At 72.3% G+C, this 15,625-nt stretch carries 14 protein-coding genes; 9 read left to right on the forward strand and 5 right to left on the reverse strand.

Annotation, left to right across the window (positions count from 1 at the left end; translation table 11 throughout):
- Positions 1–28: 28 nt before the first annotated feature.
- The 3 genes from EDD34_RS01270 to EDD34_RS01280 all read right to left on the reverse strand — a co-directional run bounded on the left by EDD34_RS01270 (position 29) and on the right by EDD34_RS01280 (position 4,731).
- Positions 29–466 (reverse strand): NUDIX hydrolase, encoded by a 438-nt coding sequence (locus EDD34_RS01270; protein WP_123812963.1) that lies wholly within the window; start codon positions 464–466, stop codon positions 29–31.
- Positions 463–3,411 (reverse strand): DNA polymerase III subunit gamma and tau, encoded by a 2,949-nt coding sequence (locus EDD34_RS01275; protein ID WP_123812964.1) that lies wholly within the window; start codon positions 3,409–3,411, stop codon positions 463–465. The genes EDD34_RS01270 and EDD34_RS01275 overlap by 4 nt, the downstream gene beginning before the upstream one ends.
- 69 nt (positions 3,412–3,480) lie before the next feature.
- Complete coding sequence (locus EDD34_RS01280; RefSeq protein ID WP_123812965.1) at positions 3,481–4,731, reverse strand: hypothetical protein; 1,251 nt, start codon at positions 4,729–4,731, stop codon at positions 3,481–3,483.
- A gap of 160 nt (positions 4,732–4,891) precedes the next feature.
- Between EDD34_RS01280 and EDD34_RS01285 the strand changes: the two genes are divergently transcribed.
- The 3 genes from EDD34_RS01285 to EDD34_RS01295 all read left to right on the forward strand — a co-directional run bounded on the left by EDD34_RS01285 (position 4,892) and on the right by EDD34_RS01295 (position 8,532).
- Positions 4,892–6,370, forward strand: coding sequence for a serine hydrolase domain-containing protein (locus EDD34_RS01285; RefSeq protein WP_246012132.1), 1,479 nt, complete (start codon positions 4,892–4,894; stop codon positions 6,368–6,370).
- A gap of 87 nt (positions 6,371–6,457) precedes the next feature.
- Positions 6,458–7,381 (forward strand): ABC transporter ATP-binding protein, encoded by a 924-nt coding sequence (locus EDD34_RS01290; protein ID WP_123812966.1) that lies wholly within the window; start codon positions 6,458–6,460, stop codon positions 7,379–7,381.
- On the forward strand, positions 7,378–8,532 hold the full coding sequence (locus EDD34_RS01295; RefSeq protein WP_123812967.1) for an ABC transporter permease: 1,155 nt from the start codon (positions 7,378–7,380) through the stop codon (positions 8,530–8,532). Before EDD34_RS01290 ends, EDD34_RS01295 begins: the two co-directional genes overlap by 4 nt.
- A 36-nt stretch (positions 8,533–8,568) precedes the next feature.
- Here the strand turns inward: EDD34_RS01295 and EDD34_RS01300 are convergent, their stop codons facing one another.
- Complete coding sequence (locus EDD34_RS01300; RefSeq protein ID WP_123812968.1) at positions 8,569–9,138, reverse strand: DUF5063 domain-containing protein; 570 nt, start codon at positions 9,136–9,138, stop codon at positions 8,569–8,571.
- Positions 9,139–9,155: 17 nt separating this feature from the next.
- Positions 9,156–9,755 (reverse strand): recombination mediator RecR, encoded by a 600-nt coding sequence (gene recR, locus EDD34_RS01305; protein ID WP_123812969.1) that lies wholly within the window; start codon positions 9,753–9,755, stop codon positions 9,156–9,158.
- Positions 9,756–9,808: 53 nt separating this feature from the next.
- Between recR and EDD34_RS01310 the strand changes: the two genes are divergently transcribed.
- The 6 genes from EDD34_RS01310 (at position 9,809) to EDD34_RS01335 (ending at position 15,622) form a co-directional block, all read left to right on the forward strand.
- On the forward strand, positions 9,809–10,600 hold the full coding sequence (locus tag EDD34_RS01310) for a TSUP family transporter (protein ID WP_123812970.1): 792 nt from the start codon (positions 9,809–9,811) through the stop codon (positions 10,598–10,600).
- Between the two features lie 113 nt (positions 10,601–10,713).
- On the forward strand, positions 10,714–12,024 hold the full coding sequence (locus EDD34_RS01315) for an aspartate kinase (protein ID WP_123812971.1): 1,311 nt from the start codon (positions 10,714–10,716) through the stop codon (positions 12,022–12,024).
- A 7-nt stretch (positions 12,025–12,031) separates the two neighbouring features.
- Positions 12,032–13,138, forward strand: a complete 1,107-nt coding sequence (locus EDD34_RS01320; RefSeq protein ID WP_123812972.1) for an aspartate-semialdehyde dehydrogenase — start codon at positions 12,032–12,034, stop codon at positions 13,136–13,138.
- Positions 13,139–13,387: 249 nt separating this feature from the next.
- Positions 13,388–13,759: a GntR family transcriptional regulator gene (locus tag EDD34_RS01325; protein WP_123812973.1), complete on the forward strand. Its 372-nt coding sequence runs from the start codon at positions 13,388–13,390 to the stop codon at positions 13,757–13,759.
- 91 nt (positions 13,760–13,850) lie between these two features.
- The gene (locus EDD34_RS01330) at positions 13,851–14,855 is read left to right on the forward strand and encodes an ATP-binding cassette domain-containing protein (protein ID WP_123812974.1); all 1,005 of its coding nucleotides are present in this window, start codon (positions 13,851–13,853) and stop codon (positions 14,853–14,855) included.
- Entirely contained in the window at positions 14,852–15,622 is a 771-nt protein-coding gene (locus EDD34_RS01335) for a hypothetical protein (RefSeq protein WP_123812975.1), read from the forward strand. Before EDD34_RS01330 ends, EDD34_RS01335 begins: the two co-directional genes overlap by 4 nt.
- Positions 15,623–15,625: the final 3 nt, after the last annotated feature.

The raw sequence follows: 15,625 nt of genomic DNA on the forward strand, positions 1-15,625 counted from the left end.
TCGGCGTGGAGCGACCCGCTGCCGCTGCTCAACTGCCGCCGTCGTGCCCGGCGTTCCGCTCGTGCCACGCCGCCAGGAGATCAAGACTGAGGGGCGCCAGGGGATGGGGCGCCATCGGCGCGGACGGGTCGATCCACGCGAGCTCCTCGAGCTCCGCCAGCGCGCGCGGCCGCTCACCGGGCGCCAGCCGGACCAGGAAGGCGTGCGCGTCGACGTGATGGTCCGGCTCGTTCGCCGCCGGTGCGCCGAATCGCCCGAGAGGTGCGACACGTTCGGGATCGAGCGCGAGCCCGACCTCCTCCTGGAACTCACGCAGAAGCGCGGGTACCGGCGCCTCGCCGGGTTCGATCTTGCCGCCCACCTGCATGTACGACGTCGTGCCGCGCTTGCGGACCAGCAAGTGGCGCCCGTCGGCCCCGACCACCACCGCCGCGACGATGCGCAGTGTCGTCACCGGAGTCGTCATGCCTGCTCGACCGACTCGTCGATGATCGTGCCCCCGAGCACCTTCACGACCAGTGGCACGCCGACGAGCCCGTTGCCCCCGCCCTCGAGATCCGGGTCGTCGGCCGACAGCTCGTCGTACGAGGCCGCGCTCCCCACCGTCGCCGACCGCGTCCCGGACAGGCCCGGTGAGGATCCGGCGCCCGGGGCCGCGCCCCCAGGACCGCGCGCCGCCTGGGCACGCCGGAGTGCCTCCCGGGCGCGTTCGGCGCCGGTCAGCCGGCTGGGCGGGTTCTGGGTCGCGTAGACCGCCTCGGGTACGGGGGGCGGGGTGGGCGCGCGCCCACCGCCGGGCTCGAGGTCGTCGTCGTAGCCCGGCGGAGGTTCCGGGACCGGTTCGTCATCCGGTGACGCGGCGGTCGCGACCGCCGACGACGCCCTGGCCCTGCCCCGTGCCGACCCCGTGTCCGACGACGGAGCGGGTGCCGACACCGATGCGGTGCGCGTCGCCACCGCGGTGGCCGTTCCGGCGCTGCTGCCGTTCCCGCCGGCCGAGCTGCCGTTCCCGCCGCCCGGGCCGCCGTTCGCGCTCGCGCCGCCGCCCGCGTGGGAGACACCGGCAGGGCTCGCCGCCGGGTCATCGGCCACGGCCCAGCCATCGGCGACATCCTGGCTGCCCGTCGCGGTCCCGCCACCGGCCGCGCTCCGCGCGTCAACCGCCCCTCGCTGTCGCCCGGCGCCCGCCTCGGGGGTGATGCCGCTCCCGGCTGCGACGGCGCCGGTTCCGGTGCCCTGGAGCGACTGGCCGCCGGGTACGGGCACCTCGGGCCAGCCGTCCGTCTCGGCCGGGGCGGACGTCGCGGCGGAGGCCGGTCCACCTGAAGCCGGTTTCGGGGCCTCTTCCGGGGCCTCCAGAGCGCCGTCACCCGCTCCGGGCGTGACCTGCGCACGCGGACCGGTCGTGCCGCTCTGCCCCGGCCGCCCTGCTCGGCCGCCGCCGGGCTCGGCACCGCCGGACCGGGCGGATCCGTCCGGTCCGCCGCTGCCGCCCGTTCCACTGTTTCCGCCAGGCCCGGCGCCACCGCCGGGCCCGGCGCCACCGCCCTCGGAGGGACCCGGCCCGTCACCGACGATGCCCTCCACCTTCACCTGGATGCCCAGGGTCTGGTAGACGGCCTCCTCCACGGCGCCCGTGTGCCGCGGGTTCGCGAACGCCCGGGCGAGGCCGTCAGCGCGGAAGGCCAGCTTCAGCACTCCGCCGTCGAGCGCGGCGACCTGAGCGTTCTGCCCGACGAGCGACCAGGTCACCCGCGCGACCGACAGGGTCTCCAGCACCTCCGGCCACCGGCGGCGCACTTCCTCGGTGGTCATCGCACCGCTGCCGGCCGCGGCGGGAACGTGCTCCGGCGCGGCCGGCTGACCGCTCACCTGACGATTCGGCTCCGGCCGTGGACCGGACGCCGCCACCGGCACCCGCTGGTCCTCCTCGACGGGCTGCTGGGAGCGCGGGGCGACCGCGCCCGGGGCTCCCGCGTCAGGTGCCGCAGGCGCCGCTTGCGTGGGCACCGATTCCCGCGGCTCGGGCGTCGCGGCCTCCGGTTCCGTCGTCCCCGCCGGCCCACCGGCCTCCGCGGAGCCGGCCACGGACCCGCCGGACGGCGACGAGCCACCCGCCGGCCCCTTCTTCGCCCGGTTCGCCTCGACGACCGCACGGGCGGCAGCAGCACCGGTCAGTCCGTTGCCCACGTCGCCGACGGGCACCGGCTCGGCCTGGGACCCGCTCGTGGCCTGCACCGTGATCCCCCCGCGCTCCAGGCGGTCGATGCGGGCGGCGAGGCCGGCGGTGCCGTCGTCGGCCCCCGGGAGCAGCAGCCGTGCGCAGAGCAGCTCCAGGTGCAGGCGCGGCGACGTCGCTCCGGTCATCTCGGTCAGAGCCGCGTTGACCAGGTCGGCCGCGCGTGACAGCTCGGCCACGCCGAGCCGCCCCGCCTGTGCCCGCATCCGTTCGAGCTGGTCGCTGGGAAGATCGCGCAGCACCGCGTCCGCGGCGTCGCCGGAGACGCCGATGACGATCAGGTCGCGCAACCGTTCGAGGACGTCCTCGACGAACCGCCGCGGCTCGTGGCCCGTGGCGATGATCTGGTCGACGACCCGGAAGATCGAGGCACCGTCACGTGCCGCGAGCGCGTCCACGACATCGTCCAGCAGGGAGGAATGCGTGTAGCCGAGCAGCCCGACCGCCAGGTCGTAGCCGACCTCGCCGCCCGACGCACCGGCGATGAGCTGGTCCATCACGGACAGCGAGTCCCGCACCGAGCCCCCGCCGGCCCGCGTCACCAGCGGCAGCACGCCGGCCCCGACCTCGATGCCCTCGGCCTCGGACAGCTTCTCCAGATACGGCGACAGCACGTCCGGGGGGACGAGCCGGAACGGGTAGTGGTGCGTGCGCGAGCGGATGGTGCCGATCACCTTGTCCGGCTCCGTGGTCGCGAAGACGAACTTGATGTGCGGGGGAGGCTCCTCGACGATCTTCAGCAGCGCGTTGAAGCCCTGTGGCGTCACCATGTGCGCCTCGTCCAGGATGAAGATCTTGTACCGGTCCCGTGCCGGGGCGAAGGTGGCGCGTTCGCGCAGGTCCCGTGCGTCGTCGACGCCGTTGTGACTGGCGGCGTCGATCTCCACGACATCAAGGGAACCCGAGCCGCCGCGAGCCAGCTCCGTGCACGACTCGCACTCGCCGCAGGGCGTGTCCAAGGGCGTCTCGGGAGTGTTGCGGTGGCAGTTCAGCGTGCGCGCGAGGATCCGGGCCGACGTCGTCTTGCCGCACCCGCGCGGGCCGCTGAACAGGTAGGCATGGTTGACCCGGCCGCTGCGCAACGCCTGCATGAGGGGGCCCGTCACGTGCTCCTGGCCGATCATGTCGGCGAAGGTGTCGGGCCGGTAGCGGCGATACAAGGCGGTGGTCACGCGAGCAACGATAGACGGGGAGGCTGACACGCACGAAGGGTCGGCGACGTACGCTCCGCCTCGGCCGCCTCAGTGCGCCGTCACGTTCGACCAGTACAGACCCGGCACGCAGCCCAGCTCGCCGAGCTCGAGCTGTACCCGCGGAAAGTCCGTGTAGCGGAACGGAACGCCGTCGCCGACGCGGACGCCGACCAGGCAGTCGCGATGCCCCGGCCCCATGACCGAGGCCGCGAGCTCGTTCCCGTCCCGTCGCACGTCGACGGTGTGGTCGGGGAAGGTTTTCTCGAGTGCCGCCAGCACGTCCGTCTCGTCCAGGTCGCGCTCGACCTCGGACAGCAGGCTCAGCAGCCGCTTCTCGTTCTCCGCCGAGCTGGCCGACTCGACCTTCCAGGGCGGGGTGGGACCTGGTGACGCCGAAGGCGTCGCGGTCGGTTCGGGCGCGATCTCAGGGGTCCCGTACCGTTCGACCAGCTGAGGGCTGCACCCGAGCCCGCCGATCTCCAGCTCCTGCGCCGGGTAGCCCACCGACACGAACGCGGGTCGACCTGGCTCCTTGACGCCGACGACGCAGTCCACCGGGTACGACAGACCGACCGCGGCCACGATCGTCTCGTCACCGTCCACGTAGGGGCCGTCCAGCACGCCGACACGGATCGACAGGTCGTAGGCCTCGTACTCCTCCGAGGAGAACGCCTCCCACATCACCTGTTGGATGTCATCGGTGACGATCCCCTCGCCGGTGCCGTCGTAGGGGCTGAGGTCGACGTCGTCGAGGGCCTGCAGCGTCGTCGCGCCGACCTCGGGGCCGAGCTCCGCGGGCATGCCGGCGGGCACCTCCGGGGTCCCCCCGTCCGCCGGGCAGTCGATCGTGTCCAGGTCCGCCGCCTCGTCGTACTCGTAGTAGCCCACGGTCAGCCGGTAGCACTCGACGGTGTGACCGCCCGTCCTCTGGCGGGCGAACAGTGCGCCGTCGGACCCGCCGTGGACGACGACCTCGACGCGGAGGTCGACGCGTGCGCCCTCGGCCTCGTCCGTGGCCCCGTCCCAGCCGAGCAGTTCCACGGCGACCGTGGCGTCGCGCTGATCGGGAAGCCGAGGATCCGGCTGTTCCAGGAGCGCGCTCTCGGCGATCTGCTCGGCGTCGAGCACACCGTTGCTGTTGTGCAGGGGCACGACGACCTCGTCGGCGATGACCGCCGCCGTGCCGGCGGCCTGCTCACGGGCGATCCGATCGCCGTTCTCGGGCGTGGACAGGTAGATCCAGTAGCCGATGACGGTCACGACCGGTGCGACGATCACGACGGCCAGGACCCAACCCACGACCTGCCTGGCCGTCCGCCAGTGAGATCGCCCGACCGGTGCCGACGGCTCTTGGCGAGCGGCGGACGAGCCCTGGCCACGAGAAGTATCTGACATATGCCATGTATAGCTGACCGGGGCGACGAACCGGTCAGTATCACCGATCCTCTACCATCGTCGCGTGACGACGACGCGCGACCTGCCCCGCTCCACCCCGGCGGCCGAGGGCCTCGACCCGGCGGCAGTGCGCCGTCTCGTGGAGAACCTCGACGGCATGGACGCCGTCCACAGCTTCATGCTGCTCCGCCACGGCAAGGTGATCGCCGAGGGCTGGTGGACCCCCTACGACCCGGGAACGCCCCACCTCATGTTCTCGGTGAGCAAGAGCTTCACCAGCATCGCCGTCGGCCTCGCGTTCGTCGACGGGCTGTTCGACCTCGACGACAAGGTCCTGGACCACTTCGCCGCGGAGGCTCCCGCCGCGCCGTCGGACAACCTGCGCGCCATGACGATCCGGCACCTGCTCACCATGAGCACCGGCCACGCCGCCTCGACGATGGAGGCGATCGTGCCCACCAACCTCGGGATGCGGGAGGCCGACTGGGTGCGCCAGATCCTCGCCATGCCGGTGCCCGAGAAGCCCGGCTCGCGCTTCGTCTACAACACGGGCGCCACCTATCTGGCCGGCGTGCTCGTGCAGCGCCTCACCGGGCGGCGGCTGCTCGACTACCTCGGCGAGCGCGTGCTCGAACCGCTCGGATTCCAGGACGCCACGTGGGAGCAGGACCCCGACGGGCTCGACGTCGGCGGCTACGGGATGCGCGTGCGCACCGAGGACCTCGCGAAGCTGGGCCAGTTCTGCCTGCAGCGCGGCAACTGGCAGGGCGCCCAGCTCATCCCCGGGGAGTGGATCGAGGCCGCCACGTCCCGCCAGATCCACAGCACGCACGACGACTGGCCGGAGTGGCGGCAGGGCTACGGCTTCCAGTTCTGGCGCTCGCGGTTCGGCGCCTACCGGGCCGACGGCGCGTTCGGCCAGTACGCGATCGTCTGGCCGGACCACGACGTCGTGCTCGCGATCACCTCCGGCGTCCAGAACCTCCAGTCCGTGCAGGACGCCGTCTGGGACGCCCTGCTCCCGGCGCTGGACCCCGTCGCCGCGCGCGACGCCGAACTGCCGCGCCCGCACCCGTCGTCGGGCGTCGTCCCGCCCACCGACGGCATCACGTGGGACCTGCGTCTCCCGCCGCCTGCCGGAGACCGGACGGCCCCGGAACCGCCCGTCATCGGCCGCACCTACCGCATGTCCGACGCCGGCGCGTTCGAGGCGCTGGAGCTGACGCGGGACGACGACGGCCGCCTGGTGCTGCACGAGGAGATCGGCGGCAAGCCGCGGACGTTCACGCTGGGGCACGGTGAGTGGGTGCGGCAGGAGGCGGAGCTCGCGGGCGGCCGGGAGGAACTCGCCTGCGCCGCCGCCTGGACCGAGCCGAACACGCTGGTGGCGCGGATGGTGGCCGTCGGCGGGCCGTTCGCGTACACGCTCACGCTCCGGTTCGACGGCGACGACGTGAAGCTCACCCTCGACCAGAACGTGGCGTTCGGTGACACGCACCTGTTCGACGCGACCGGCACGGCCGCTCCCGCGGAGGCCTGCTGACACCGTACGGCCACGACTCGGCCACGGTTCGGCGCCCGGCCACCACTTTCGTCGCCCTCGCCGGTGGTCACCGCTACCGTCTGCTCCATGCCCCCAGACAGCGGAGTAACTGCGCACGGCGTACGGCGGTCCTTCGGGAGCGTCCAGGCGGTGGCCGACGTCGACCTCGTGGCCGCGCCCGGACGCGTGACGGCGTTGATCGGGCCCAACGGCTCCGGCAAGACGACCCTCCTGCTCATGCTCGCCGGACTGCTCGCACCCGATGCGGGCACCATCTCCGTGGCGGGCTTCGACCCGGTCACCCGCACCTACCAGGCCCGCGCGCGCACCGGCTGGATGCCGGACGTGTTCGGCACCTGGGACTCCCTGACGGCACGCGAGGTGCTGACCACCGTCGCCGCCGCCTACCGGATCTCGCCGGACGACGCCGGACGACGAGCCGCCGAGCTCCTCGACCTGGTCCACCTCGCCGAGCTCGCCGACGAGCCCGCCCACGTGCTCTCCCGCGGACAGAAGCAGCGTCTCGGTCTCGCCCGTGCGCTCGTGCACGACCCGGAGGTGCTCCTGCTGGACGAGCCGGCGTCGGGCCTCGACCCGCGCTCCCGGGTCGACCTGCGGGTGCTGCTGCGGCGGCTCGCCGCCACGGGCAAGACGATCCTCGTCTCGTCGCACGTGCTCACCGAACTCGACGAGATGGCCGACGACGCCGTCTTCATCTCCCGGGGCCGCACCGTCGCCGCGGAGGCGATCGAGTCGGCCGGCGAGTCCCGCCGATGGCGGATCACCGCACTGCACCACGACGTGCTCGTCGCACATCTCGCCCAGGCGGGCGTCCCCTACGACGTCGAACCCGACGGAGCCGAGGGCGTCCTCGTCGCGCTGTCCGACGACACCGAGGCGGCCGCCCTGCTGGGCGACGCCGTGCGCGCGGGGGTCGACGTGGTGAGCCTCGCCCCCGCCGGGGGCGTGCTGGAGCAGAAGTACCTGGCGCTCGAGGAGGAACGGCGATGACGGGGACGACGACGGACGCGGGCGGGCCGGCACCGGCGGGGACGACGGCGGACACCGGGGCCGAGCGCGGGACCTGGTCCCTGTCCTGGCACGGGCTGCGCACCGTCACCCGGCTGGAGCTGCGACAGCGCGTCCGGTCGACGCGATGGAAGCTGGCTCTCGTGCTGTGGGTGGTGGTGGTCGGCCTGATCACCGGGCTGACCACGTGGGCGCTCGCCGTGGAGGCGCGGGAGTACTCCTACTCCGGGCAGGGCGAACCGTACGGCGGCATGATCTACAGCATCGTCGTGTGCTTCGTGCTGTTCCTCGGGCTGCTCGTCGCCCCGACGCTCTCCTCCGGGGCGATCAACGGCGACCGGAACGCGGGAACTCTCGCGACGCTCCAGGTCACCCTGCTCAGCCCGGCGGAGATCGTGCTGGGCAAGCTCGCGGCGTCGTGGTTCGCGGCGCTCGCGTTCCTCGCGGCGAGCGTGCCGTTCATCCTCTGGGCACTGCTCGCCGGCGGCGTCACCGCGCTCGCGCTCGTGGGCACGCTGCTCATGCTGGCCGTGGTGCTGGGAGTCGTGTGCGCGATCGGGCTCGGGTTCTCGGCGATCGTCACGAAGCCGTCCGCCGCCGCGGTGCTGACGTACCTGACGATCGGGACCGTCACCGTCGTGCTGCCGATCCTGTTCGGGCTGCTGGCTCCGCTCACGACCACGGACGACGAGGTGCGCGTCTGGACGCAGACCTCGTTCGACCCGGAGACGGGCCTGGCCGAGGAGTGCGAGTGGCAGACCCACGTCCTTCCGGTCTGGCACCACGAGCGCACCTGGTGGATGCTCGCGCCCAACCCGTTCGTGCTCGTGGCGGACGCGCAGCCGCTCACCGCCGACCCCGACGAGATGGATGACGTGAATCTGCTCGCCATGCTGCAGTACGGCGTGCGGTACGCGATGACGGACGAGGGCGCGGAGCGGAACGAGTGCTGGACGGGCCACGGCGGGCCGGATCCCGACGCGCCCGTGGAGGAGACCGAGGTCACCGACCGCATGGCGTGGCCGTGGGGTCTCGGGTTCAACCTGCTGCTCGGGGGCGCCGGCGTCGCCGTCGCCGTGAACCGGCTGCGGATCCCGACGGGTGACCTGCCGAGGGGCACCCGGGTCGCCTGAGCGGGCCTCCGGGGTCAGGCGTGCAGCGCGTCCGGGTCAGGCGTGCAGCGCGTCGTACTCCGCCTCGGCGGCGACGTCGTCCTCGACGTCGAGGCGCAGGTGCGCGAGCACCGACTGGAGGACCCGCAGGGCCGATGCCGCGCGCTCGCCCCACACCGAGAAGTAGCTGAACTGCCACCACCACAGTGCCTCGAGCTCGTGCCCGGTGTCGTAGTGCTGCAGCCCCTTGGCCACCGCCTCCGCGACGCACGCGAGGTCACCGGAGAGCGTGGCCGGGCCGACCTCCTCGCCCAGCATGGGGTCGGAGATCTCGAGGTAGTCGTCGAAACCGTCGAGGAGCCGGGACAGTGCGTCGCGCAGCGGGTCCATGTCGGTCTCCGGGCCGGCGTCGGGCTCGTACCGCTCGGCGGGGACGACGTCGACGATCGCGGCGAGCCGCGCACCGACGGCCAGCAGATCGCTCGTCGCCAGCACCAGGAGCGAGAGCTCGGCGCCCGGCATCGATCCGGACGCGACTCTCGTCATCGTCGACAGAAACGTCCTGGCCTGCGCGGACGCCTGGTCGGCTACCTCGCGGAGGTCGGAGTCCGCGGCGATCTCGCTCATCGTTGTCACCCCTGTGATCAGTTGCCGACGACCCGCCGGCCTTCGAATGCGCGCCCGAGGGTCACCTCGTCGGCGTACTCCAAGTCTCCACCGACGGGCAGTCCGGACGCCAGTCTCGAGACGGTGATTTCCAGCGAACCGATCAATCGGGAAAGATAGGTCGCCGTGGCCTCGCCCTCGACGTTGGGGTCGGTGGCGATGATGACCTCCTGCACCACGCCGTCCGCGAGCCGGGACATGAGCTCCTTGATGCGCAGGTCGTCCGGGCCCACGTTGTCGATCGGGTTGATCGCCCCGCCGAGCACGTGGTACCGCCCGCGGAACTCGCGGGTGCGCTCGATCGCGACCACGTCCTTGGGCTCCTCCACCACGCAGATGACCTCGTCGCTGCGGCGCGGGTCCGCGCAGATGCGGCAACGCTCGGCCTCGGCGACGTTGCCGCACAGTTCGCAGAACCGCACGCGCCGCTTCACCTCCACGAGCGCGTCGACGAGCCGCCTCACCTCGTGGTCGTCCGCCGCGAGCAGGTGGAACGCGATGCGCTGCGCGCTCTTGGGGCCGACGCCGGGAAGCCGCCCGAGCTCGTCGATCAGGTCCTGGACCACGCCTTCGTACACGCGCCACAGCCTACGCGGGCACTCCGACATCGACGGCGGCGGACCGGGGGAGAATGCTCAGCGTGCCCGAGCTCGATCTCCTCACCATCGTCCTGCTCCTGTTCGCCGCGCTCGCCGCCGGCTGGGTGGACGCCGTCGTCGGCGGGGGCGGGCTCATCCAGCTCCCGGCGCTGCTGCTCGTACCCGGGATCACCCCGGTCCAGGCGCTCGCGACCAACAAGCTGGGCAGCATCCTGGGCACCGCGACGTCGTCGATCACCTACTACCGGCGCGTGGGGCCGGACCTGCGCACCGCCGGCCCGATGGCGGTCGCGGCGCTCGGCGGGGCGGTCGGCGGCGCGGCTCTCGCGGCGCTGATCCCGGCGGACCTGTTCAAGCCCGTGATCCTGCTGGTGCTCGCGGGCGTCCTGGTGTTCACCCTCGCACGGCCGAAACTGGGCGAGTACGACGACCTGCGCTGGGTGGGCAACGGCCATCGCCGGATCGCCGCCGCGATCGGCCTGCTCATCGGCGGCTACGACGGCCTGCTGGGGCCCGGCACCGGGACATTCCTGGTGATCGCACTGGTGAGCGTGCTCGGATACTCGTTCCTGCCGGCGTCGGCCATCGCGAAGATCGTGAACTTCGCGACCAACCTCGGCGCGCTGATCTTCTTCGTGCCCGCCGGGCACGTGATCTGGACGCTCGGGCTCGGGCTGGGCGTGGCGAACCTCGTGGGGGCGTACATCGGGGCGCGGATGGCGGTGGCGCGCGGGTCTCGCTTCGTCCGCGTGGTGTTCGTCCTGGTCGTTGCCGTTCTGATACTCCGCCTTGGCTGGGACGTGGCGGATGAGTGGCTGTCCTGAGGAATGGACGCGCTGGAGTAGTGTCCGCGTCTCGTCGTACCCTGGCGTGCGCAAGCAGACCGATCCCGGCGGACCGTTGAGAGAGACGGAGGCCGGCAACAGGAAGCAGGCACATGGCACTTGTCGTGCAGAAATATGGCGGTAGCTCGGTCGCGGACGCGAAGAGCGTCAAGCGGGTGGCGAAGCGTATCGCCGAGGCGAAGCGGGCCGGGAACGACGTCGTGGTCGTCGTCTCCGCGATGGGGGACACCACCGACGACCTCCTGGACCTGGCCGCGCAGATCAGTCCTCTCCCGCCCAAGCGCGAGATGGACATCCTCCTCACCGCGGGCGAGCGCATCTCGATGTCGCTGCTCGCGATGGCCACCAACAACCTGGGCATCAAGGCGAAGTCGTTCACCGGCCCGCAGGCCGGTGTGCTGACGGACGCGGCGTACGGGAAGGCGCGGATCGTCGACGTCGTCCCGCACCGCATCCGCAGGACGATCGAGAAGGGCCAGGTCGCGATCGTGGCCGGGTTCCAGGGCGTCAACCAGAAAGAGGACGACGTCACGACGCTGGGACGGGGCGGCTCGGACACCACCGCGGTGGCGCTCGCGGCCGGCCTCGGCGCGGACGTCTGCGAGATCTTCACCGACGTCGACGGCGTGTTCACCGCGGATCCGCGCATCGTGCCGTCGGCGCGCAAGATCCACCGCGTCACGTACGAGGAGATGCTGGAGCTCGCGGCGTCGGGCGCCAAGGTGCTCGCGCTCCGCGCGGTCGAGTACGCGCGACGCTACGGCGTGCCGCTGCACGTGCGGTCGTCGTTCAGCGGTGCTCCCGGCACCCTCGTGTCCGGCACCTACGGAGACCTGATCGACCCGAACGCCCCCGATGGCGATGAGCAGGAGGAAGACGTCATGGAAGACCCGCTGATCTCCGGCGTGGCACACGACCGGTCGGAGGCCAAGATCACGGTCACCGGCGTCCCGGACAAGCCCGGTATGGCCGCGCGCATCTTCGAGGTCGTGGCGGCCTCGGGCTCGAACATCGACATGATCGTGCAGAACGTGTCCGCGGCCTCGACCGGCCGCACGGACATCTCCTTCACCCTGCCCGAGGGCAGCGGGCCGAGCGCGCTCGCCGCGCTGCGTGACGTGAAGGGCGAGGTCGGCTACGAGAACCTCGAGTTCGACGACCAGGTCGGCAAGCTGTCGCTGGTCGGCGCGGGCATGAAGTCCCACCCCGGCGTGTCGGCGCGGCTGTTCGGCGCCGTGCGCGACGCCGGGATCAACATCGAGATGATCTCCACCTCCGAGATCCGCATCTCGATCGTGACCCGGGCCGACAGCCTGGACGAGGCCGTGCGTGCGGTGCACACCGCGTTCGGCCTGGACAGCGCCGACGGCGAGGCCGTCGTCTATGCCGGGACGGGGCGGTGATCGCGGGATGGCCGTCATCTCTCAGCAGGGTGTGAACGTCGCCGTCGTCGGTGCGACCGGGCAGGTGGGCGCCGTGATGCGGCGCCTGCTGGCCGAGCGCGGGTTCCCGGTCCGGGAGCTGCGCCTCTTCGCGTCGTCGCGGTCGGCCGGGCAGGAGATCGAGTTCGCCGGCGTCCCGGTGACCGTCGAGGACACGGCGGCGACCGCCACCGAGGCCCTCGCCGACATCGACATCGCGCTGTTCTCGGCGGGCGGTGGCACCTCGCGCGAGCACGCGCCCCGGTTCGCCGAGGCGGGCGCCGTGGTGGTCGACAACTCGTCCGCCTGGCGCCTGGACCCCGACGTGCCGCTCGTGGTGTCCGAGGTGAACCCGGGGGCCGTCAGCGAGGCGGGCAAGGGCATCATCGCGAACCCGAACTGCACCACCATGGCCGCCATGCCGGTGCTCAAGCCGCTCGCCGACGCGGCTGGGCTGGAGCGGCTCAAGGTCGCGACGTACCAGGCGGTCTCCGGGTCCGGGCTGGCCGGCGTGGCGGAGCTGGCCGGGCAGGCCAGGGCCGCCGTCGCGGCCGGCGAGCCGGGCGTCGAAGGGCTGGTGCACGACGGCGGCGCCGTGGACTTCCCGAGCCCCGAGGCCTACGTGGCCCCGATCGCGTTCAACGTGCTCCCGCTGGCCGGCAACCTCGTGGACGACGGATCCGGCGAGACCGACGAGGAGCAGAAGCTGCGCAACGAGTCGCGCAAGATCCTCGGGCTGCCGGACCTGGCGGTCGCGGGGACGTGCGTGCGCGTCCCGGTCTTCACCGGGCACTCGCTCGCCATCCACGCGGAGTTCGCGGAGCCGATCGCGCCCGAGCGTGCGCGGGAACTGCTCGACGGAGCGCCCGGTGTCGCCTTCGCCGACGTGCCGACGCCGCTCGCGGCGGCCGGTGCGGACCCGTCGTTCGTGGGCCGGATCCGCGTCGACCAGTCGGTGCCGGGTGGGCGGGGGCTGGTGTTCTTCGTCTCGAACGACAACCTGCGCAAGGGCGCCGCGCTGAACACCGTGCAGATCGCCGAGCTGGTCGCGCAGGACCTCGCGGAGCTGAGCACCCTGGAGGCCGCGGAGGCCTGAGGCTCGTCGGACTCCGGTCTCGCGAGGCCGCGCACAGGTGGTGTCGTCCCACCCCGCCGAGGCGGCAGGTTCCACATCGGACCTGCCGCCTCGGTGTTTTTCGTCCGCCGCGGCGAGGAGTGATTCTCGTTCAGCAGGGCTTCGAGCCGGCTGGGAGCGAGGGGGAAGGGCTTGCGGGCACACCCCTCGATATGGTTAGTTACTCATGTAATGAACCCCTGAACCAACGAACCGAGAGGAGGGCAGCCCGTGTTCGACGGCCCGGAACCGATCTACCTCCAGATCGCGCAGATGATTCGCGCGCAGGTGCTCTCCGGTGAGCTCGACGAGGAGGACCAGGTCATGTCCACCACACAGTTCGCCACCACGTTCCGCATCAACCCGGCGACCGCACAGAAGGCATTCGGGCAGCTCGTGGAGGAGAAGGTGCTGTACAAACGCCGCGGACTGGGGATGTTCGTCGCGCCCGGCGCGCGGGAACGCCTCCGGGCGGACCACCGGGAGCGGTACTTCGACGAGGTGCTGGGCCCGGCCCTGGCCCAGGCATCGCTCCTCGGCATCCCGGCCGACGACATCGTCGCCTACGTCCGCGGCCACCGGCCCTCCGGCGGATCGCCATGAGCCAGCAGGACGCCGGCGCCCGCGGCCACGCGGCCCCCACCCTGCCGCCCGCCAGAAAAGAAGCCGCCCGCCAGGAAGGAGAGAGAGAGCCATGAACCTGCTCCCGCCGTTCGCGGCGCAATTCGACGACGTCGAGGTGACGTTCCCCCGCTCCTGGGCCATGAACGCCGCCGGAACGGCCCACCGGGTACCCGGCAGCACCGCCCTGGACGGGATCACCTGTGAGTTCCCGGCCGGCCAGATCACCGGCCTGCTGGGCAGGAACGGCGCCGGCAAGTCCACGATGCTGGGCCTGCTCGCCGCCTTCCGCCGCCCGACCCGCGGCGCCGTCCTCGTCGGGCCCGACGGCGAACTGCGCGACCCCTGGGAGGACTCCGGGCTCACCTCGGCGGTGCTCCTGGTCCAGGAAGGCGGGGACGTGCTGAACGACGAGAAGGTCACCGCCACCCTCTCCTACTACGCAGACCTGCGGCCGGAGTGGGACGCGGACTACGCCGCGGAGCTGCTCGACCTCTTCGAGGTGCCCCTGTGGAGGAAGCCGTCGGCCTTGTCCCGTGGCAAGCGGTCGGCGCTCGCGGCCACGATCGGGCTGGCCGCCCGGGCGCCGCTGACGATCTTCGACGAGGTCTACCTCGGCATGGACGCGCCCACCCGGTTCGCGTTCTACGACGCGCTGCTGGCCGACTACGCCGAGCATCCGCGCACCGTGGTCCTGTCCAGCCACCTCGTGGAGGAGACCGAGCGGCTGTTCGAGCACGTGGTACTCGTCGACCGCGGTCGGGTGGTGCTCGCCGAGCCCGCCGACGAGGTCCGTACCCGCGCCACCTCCCTGACCGGGCCGACGACCGCCGTCGAACGTCTCGCCGCCGGGCGCGACGTCCTGCACCGGCAGGAACTCGGCCCCACCACGAGAGTCACCGTGGACGGCATGGTGTCCGAGCGTGATGCCCGAGCCGCGGCCGCCGAGGGTGTGACGGTCGGGCATGAAGGACTGGAGAGTCTCTTCGTCCACCTGACGCGCACCTCCCGCGAGGCGACGGGCGCGAGGCGGGCGGAAGCCGAGCGGGCACAGCCCCGGAAGGAGGGATCCCGATGAGCACCGTCGCGCAGGTCCTGGACGAACGACGCGCCATGGCGCACCGGAGCGCCGTCCGTGCCGTGGACCGGCAGGTCGGAACCGTGCTGCGGGCGGTCGGCGTCTGGTACTGGCCGATCGTCACGCTGGCCGCGGTCACGATCGCCCTGATCCAGTTCCGGGTCGGGGCCCTGGAGAGCAGCACGGTCCAGTACGTCGTGGGCAGTGCCCGCTGGTTCGCCTTCTCGCTGGGCGTGATCGTTCCGCTGGCCATGATCCGCCCGCACCTGGCGGCGGGCGGGACACGACGTGCCCTGGTCCGCGGCGTGGCCCGGGGCGCGGCCAGGGCCGGAGCGGTGTTCGGGCTCGCCGTCGCCGCCCTCTACGCGGCCGAGCAGGGTGTGTGGCGACTGCTCGGCATGGACTGGCACCGCAGCATCGGGCGCGACGACAGCACCGGCGTCGTCGGGTTCGTCGTGAACACGGTGGGTGAGGGCCTGGTGGTCTCGACGTACTTCCTGCTCGGCGTCGCCGTCGCCGGGGGATTCCTCCGGTTCGGACCGTGGCTCGGCCTGGTCGTCTGCCTCGGGTTCGGCGTCCCCGCCATCGTGGCCGACATCGCCCTGTACGCGGGACCGGCCACCGCGCTGGCCGAGCACGTGCTCGATCTGGACGGCCCGCTTCCGGTGCTCGTCGGCCTGCTCACCGTCGCGGCGGCGGCAGCGGCGACGTACGTCGCGCTCGGCCTGCTCCTCCGCGACATTCCCGTCAAGAGGCCACTTTCCTGATCG

Origin of the sequence: Myceligenerans xiligouense (assembly GCF_003814695.1) — a bacterium.
GTDB lineage: Bacteria > Actinomycetota > Actinomycetes > Actinomycetales > Cellulomonadaceae > Myceligenerans > Myceligenerans xiligouense.

Coding starts and splice junctions, on each gene's coding strand:
- EDD34_RS01270 (WP_123812963.1), bottom strand. CDS start 466: ATGACGACTCCGGTGACGACACTGCGCATCGTCGCGGCGGTGGTGGTC.
- EDD34_RS01290 (WP_123812966.1), top strand. CDS start 6,458: ATGCCCCCAGACAGCGGAGTAACTGCGCACGGCGTACGGCGGTCCTTC.
- EDD34_RS01295 (WP_123812967.1), top strand. CDS start 7,378: ATGACGGGGACGACGACGGACGCGGGCGGGCCGGCACCGGCGGGGACG.
- EDD34_RS01300 (WP_123812968.1), bottom strand. CDS start 9,138: ATGAGCGAGATCGCCGCGGACTCCGACCTCCGCGAGGTAGCCGACCAG.
- EDD34_RS01310 (WP_123812970.1), top strand. CDS start 9,809: ATGCTCAGCGTGCCCGAGCTCGATCTCCTCACCATCGTCCTGCTCCTG.
- EDD34_RS01315 (WP_123812971.1), top strand. CDS start 10,714: ATGGCACTTGTCGTGCAGAAATATGGCGGTAGCTCGGTCGCGGACGCG.
- EDD34_RS01320 (WP_123812972.1), top strand. CDS start 12,032: ATGGCCGTCATCTCTCAGCAGGGTGTGAACGTCGCCGTCGTCGGTGCG.
- EDD34_RS01330 (WP_123812974.1), top strand. CDS start 13,851: ATGAACCTGCTCCCGCCGTTCGCGGCGCAATTCGACGACGTCGAGGTG.
- EDD34_RS01335 (WP_123812975.1), top strand. CDS start 14,852: ATGAGCACCGTCGCGCAGGTCCTGGACGAACGACGCGCCATGGCGCAC.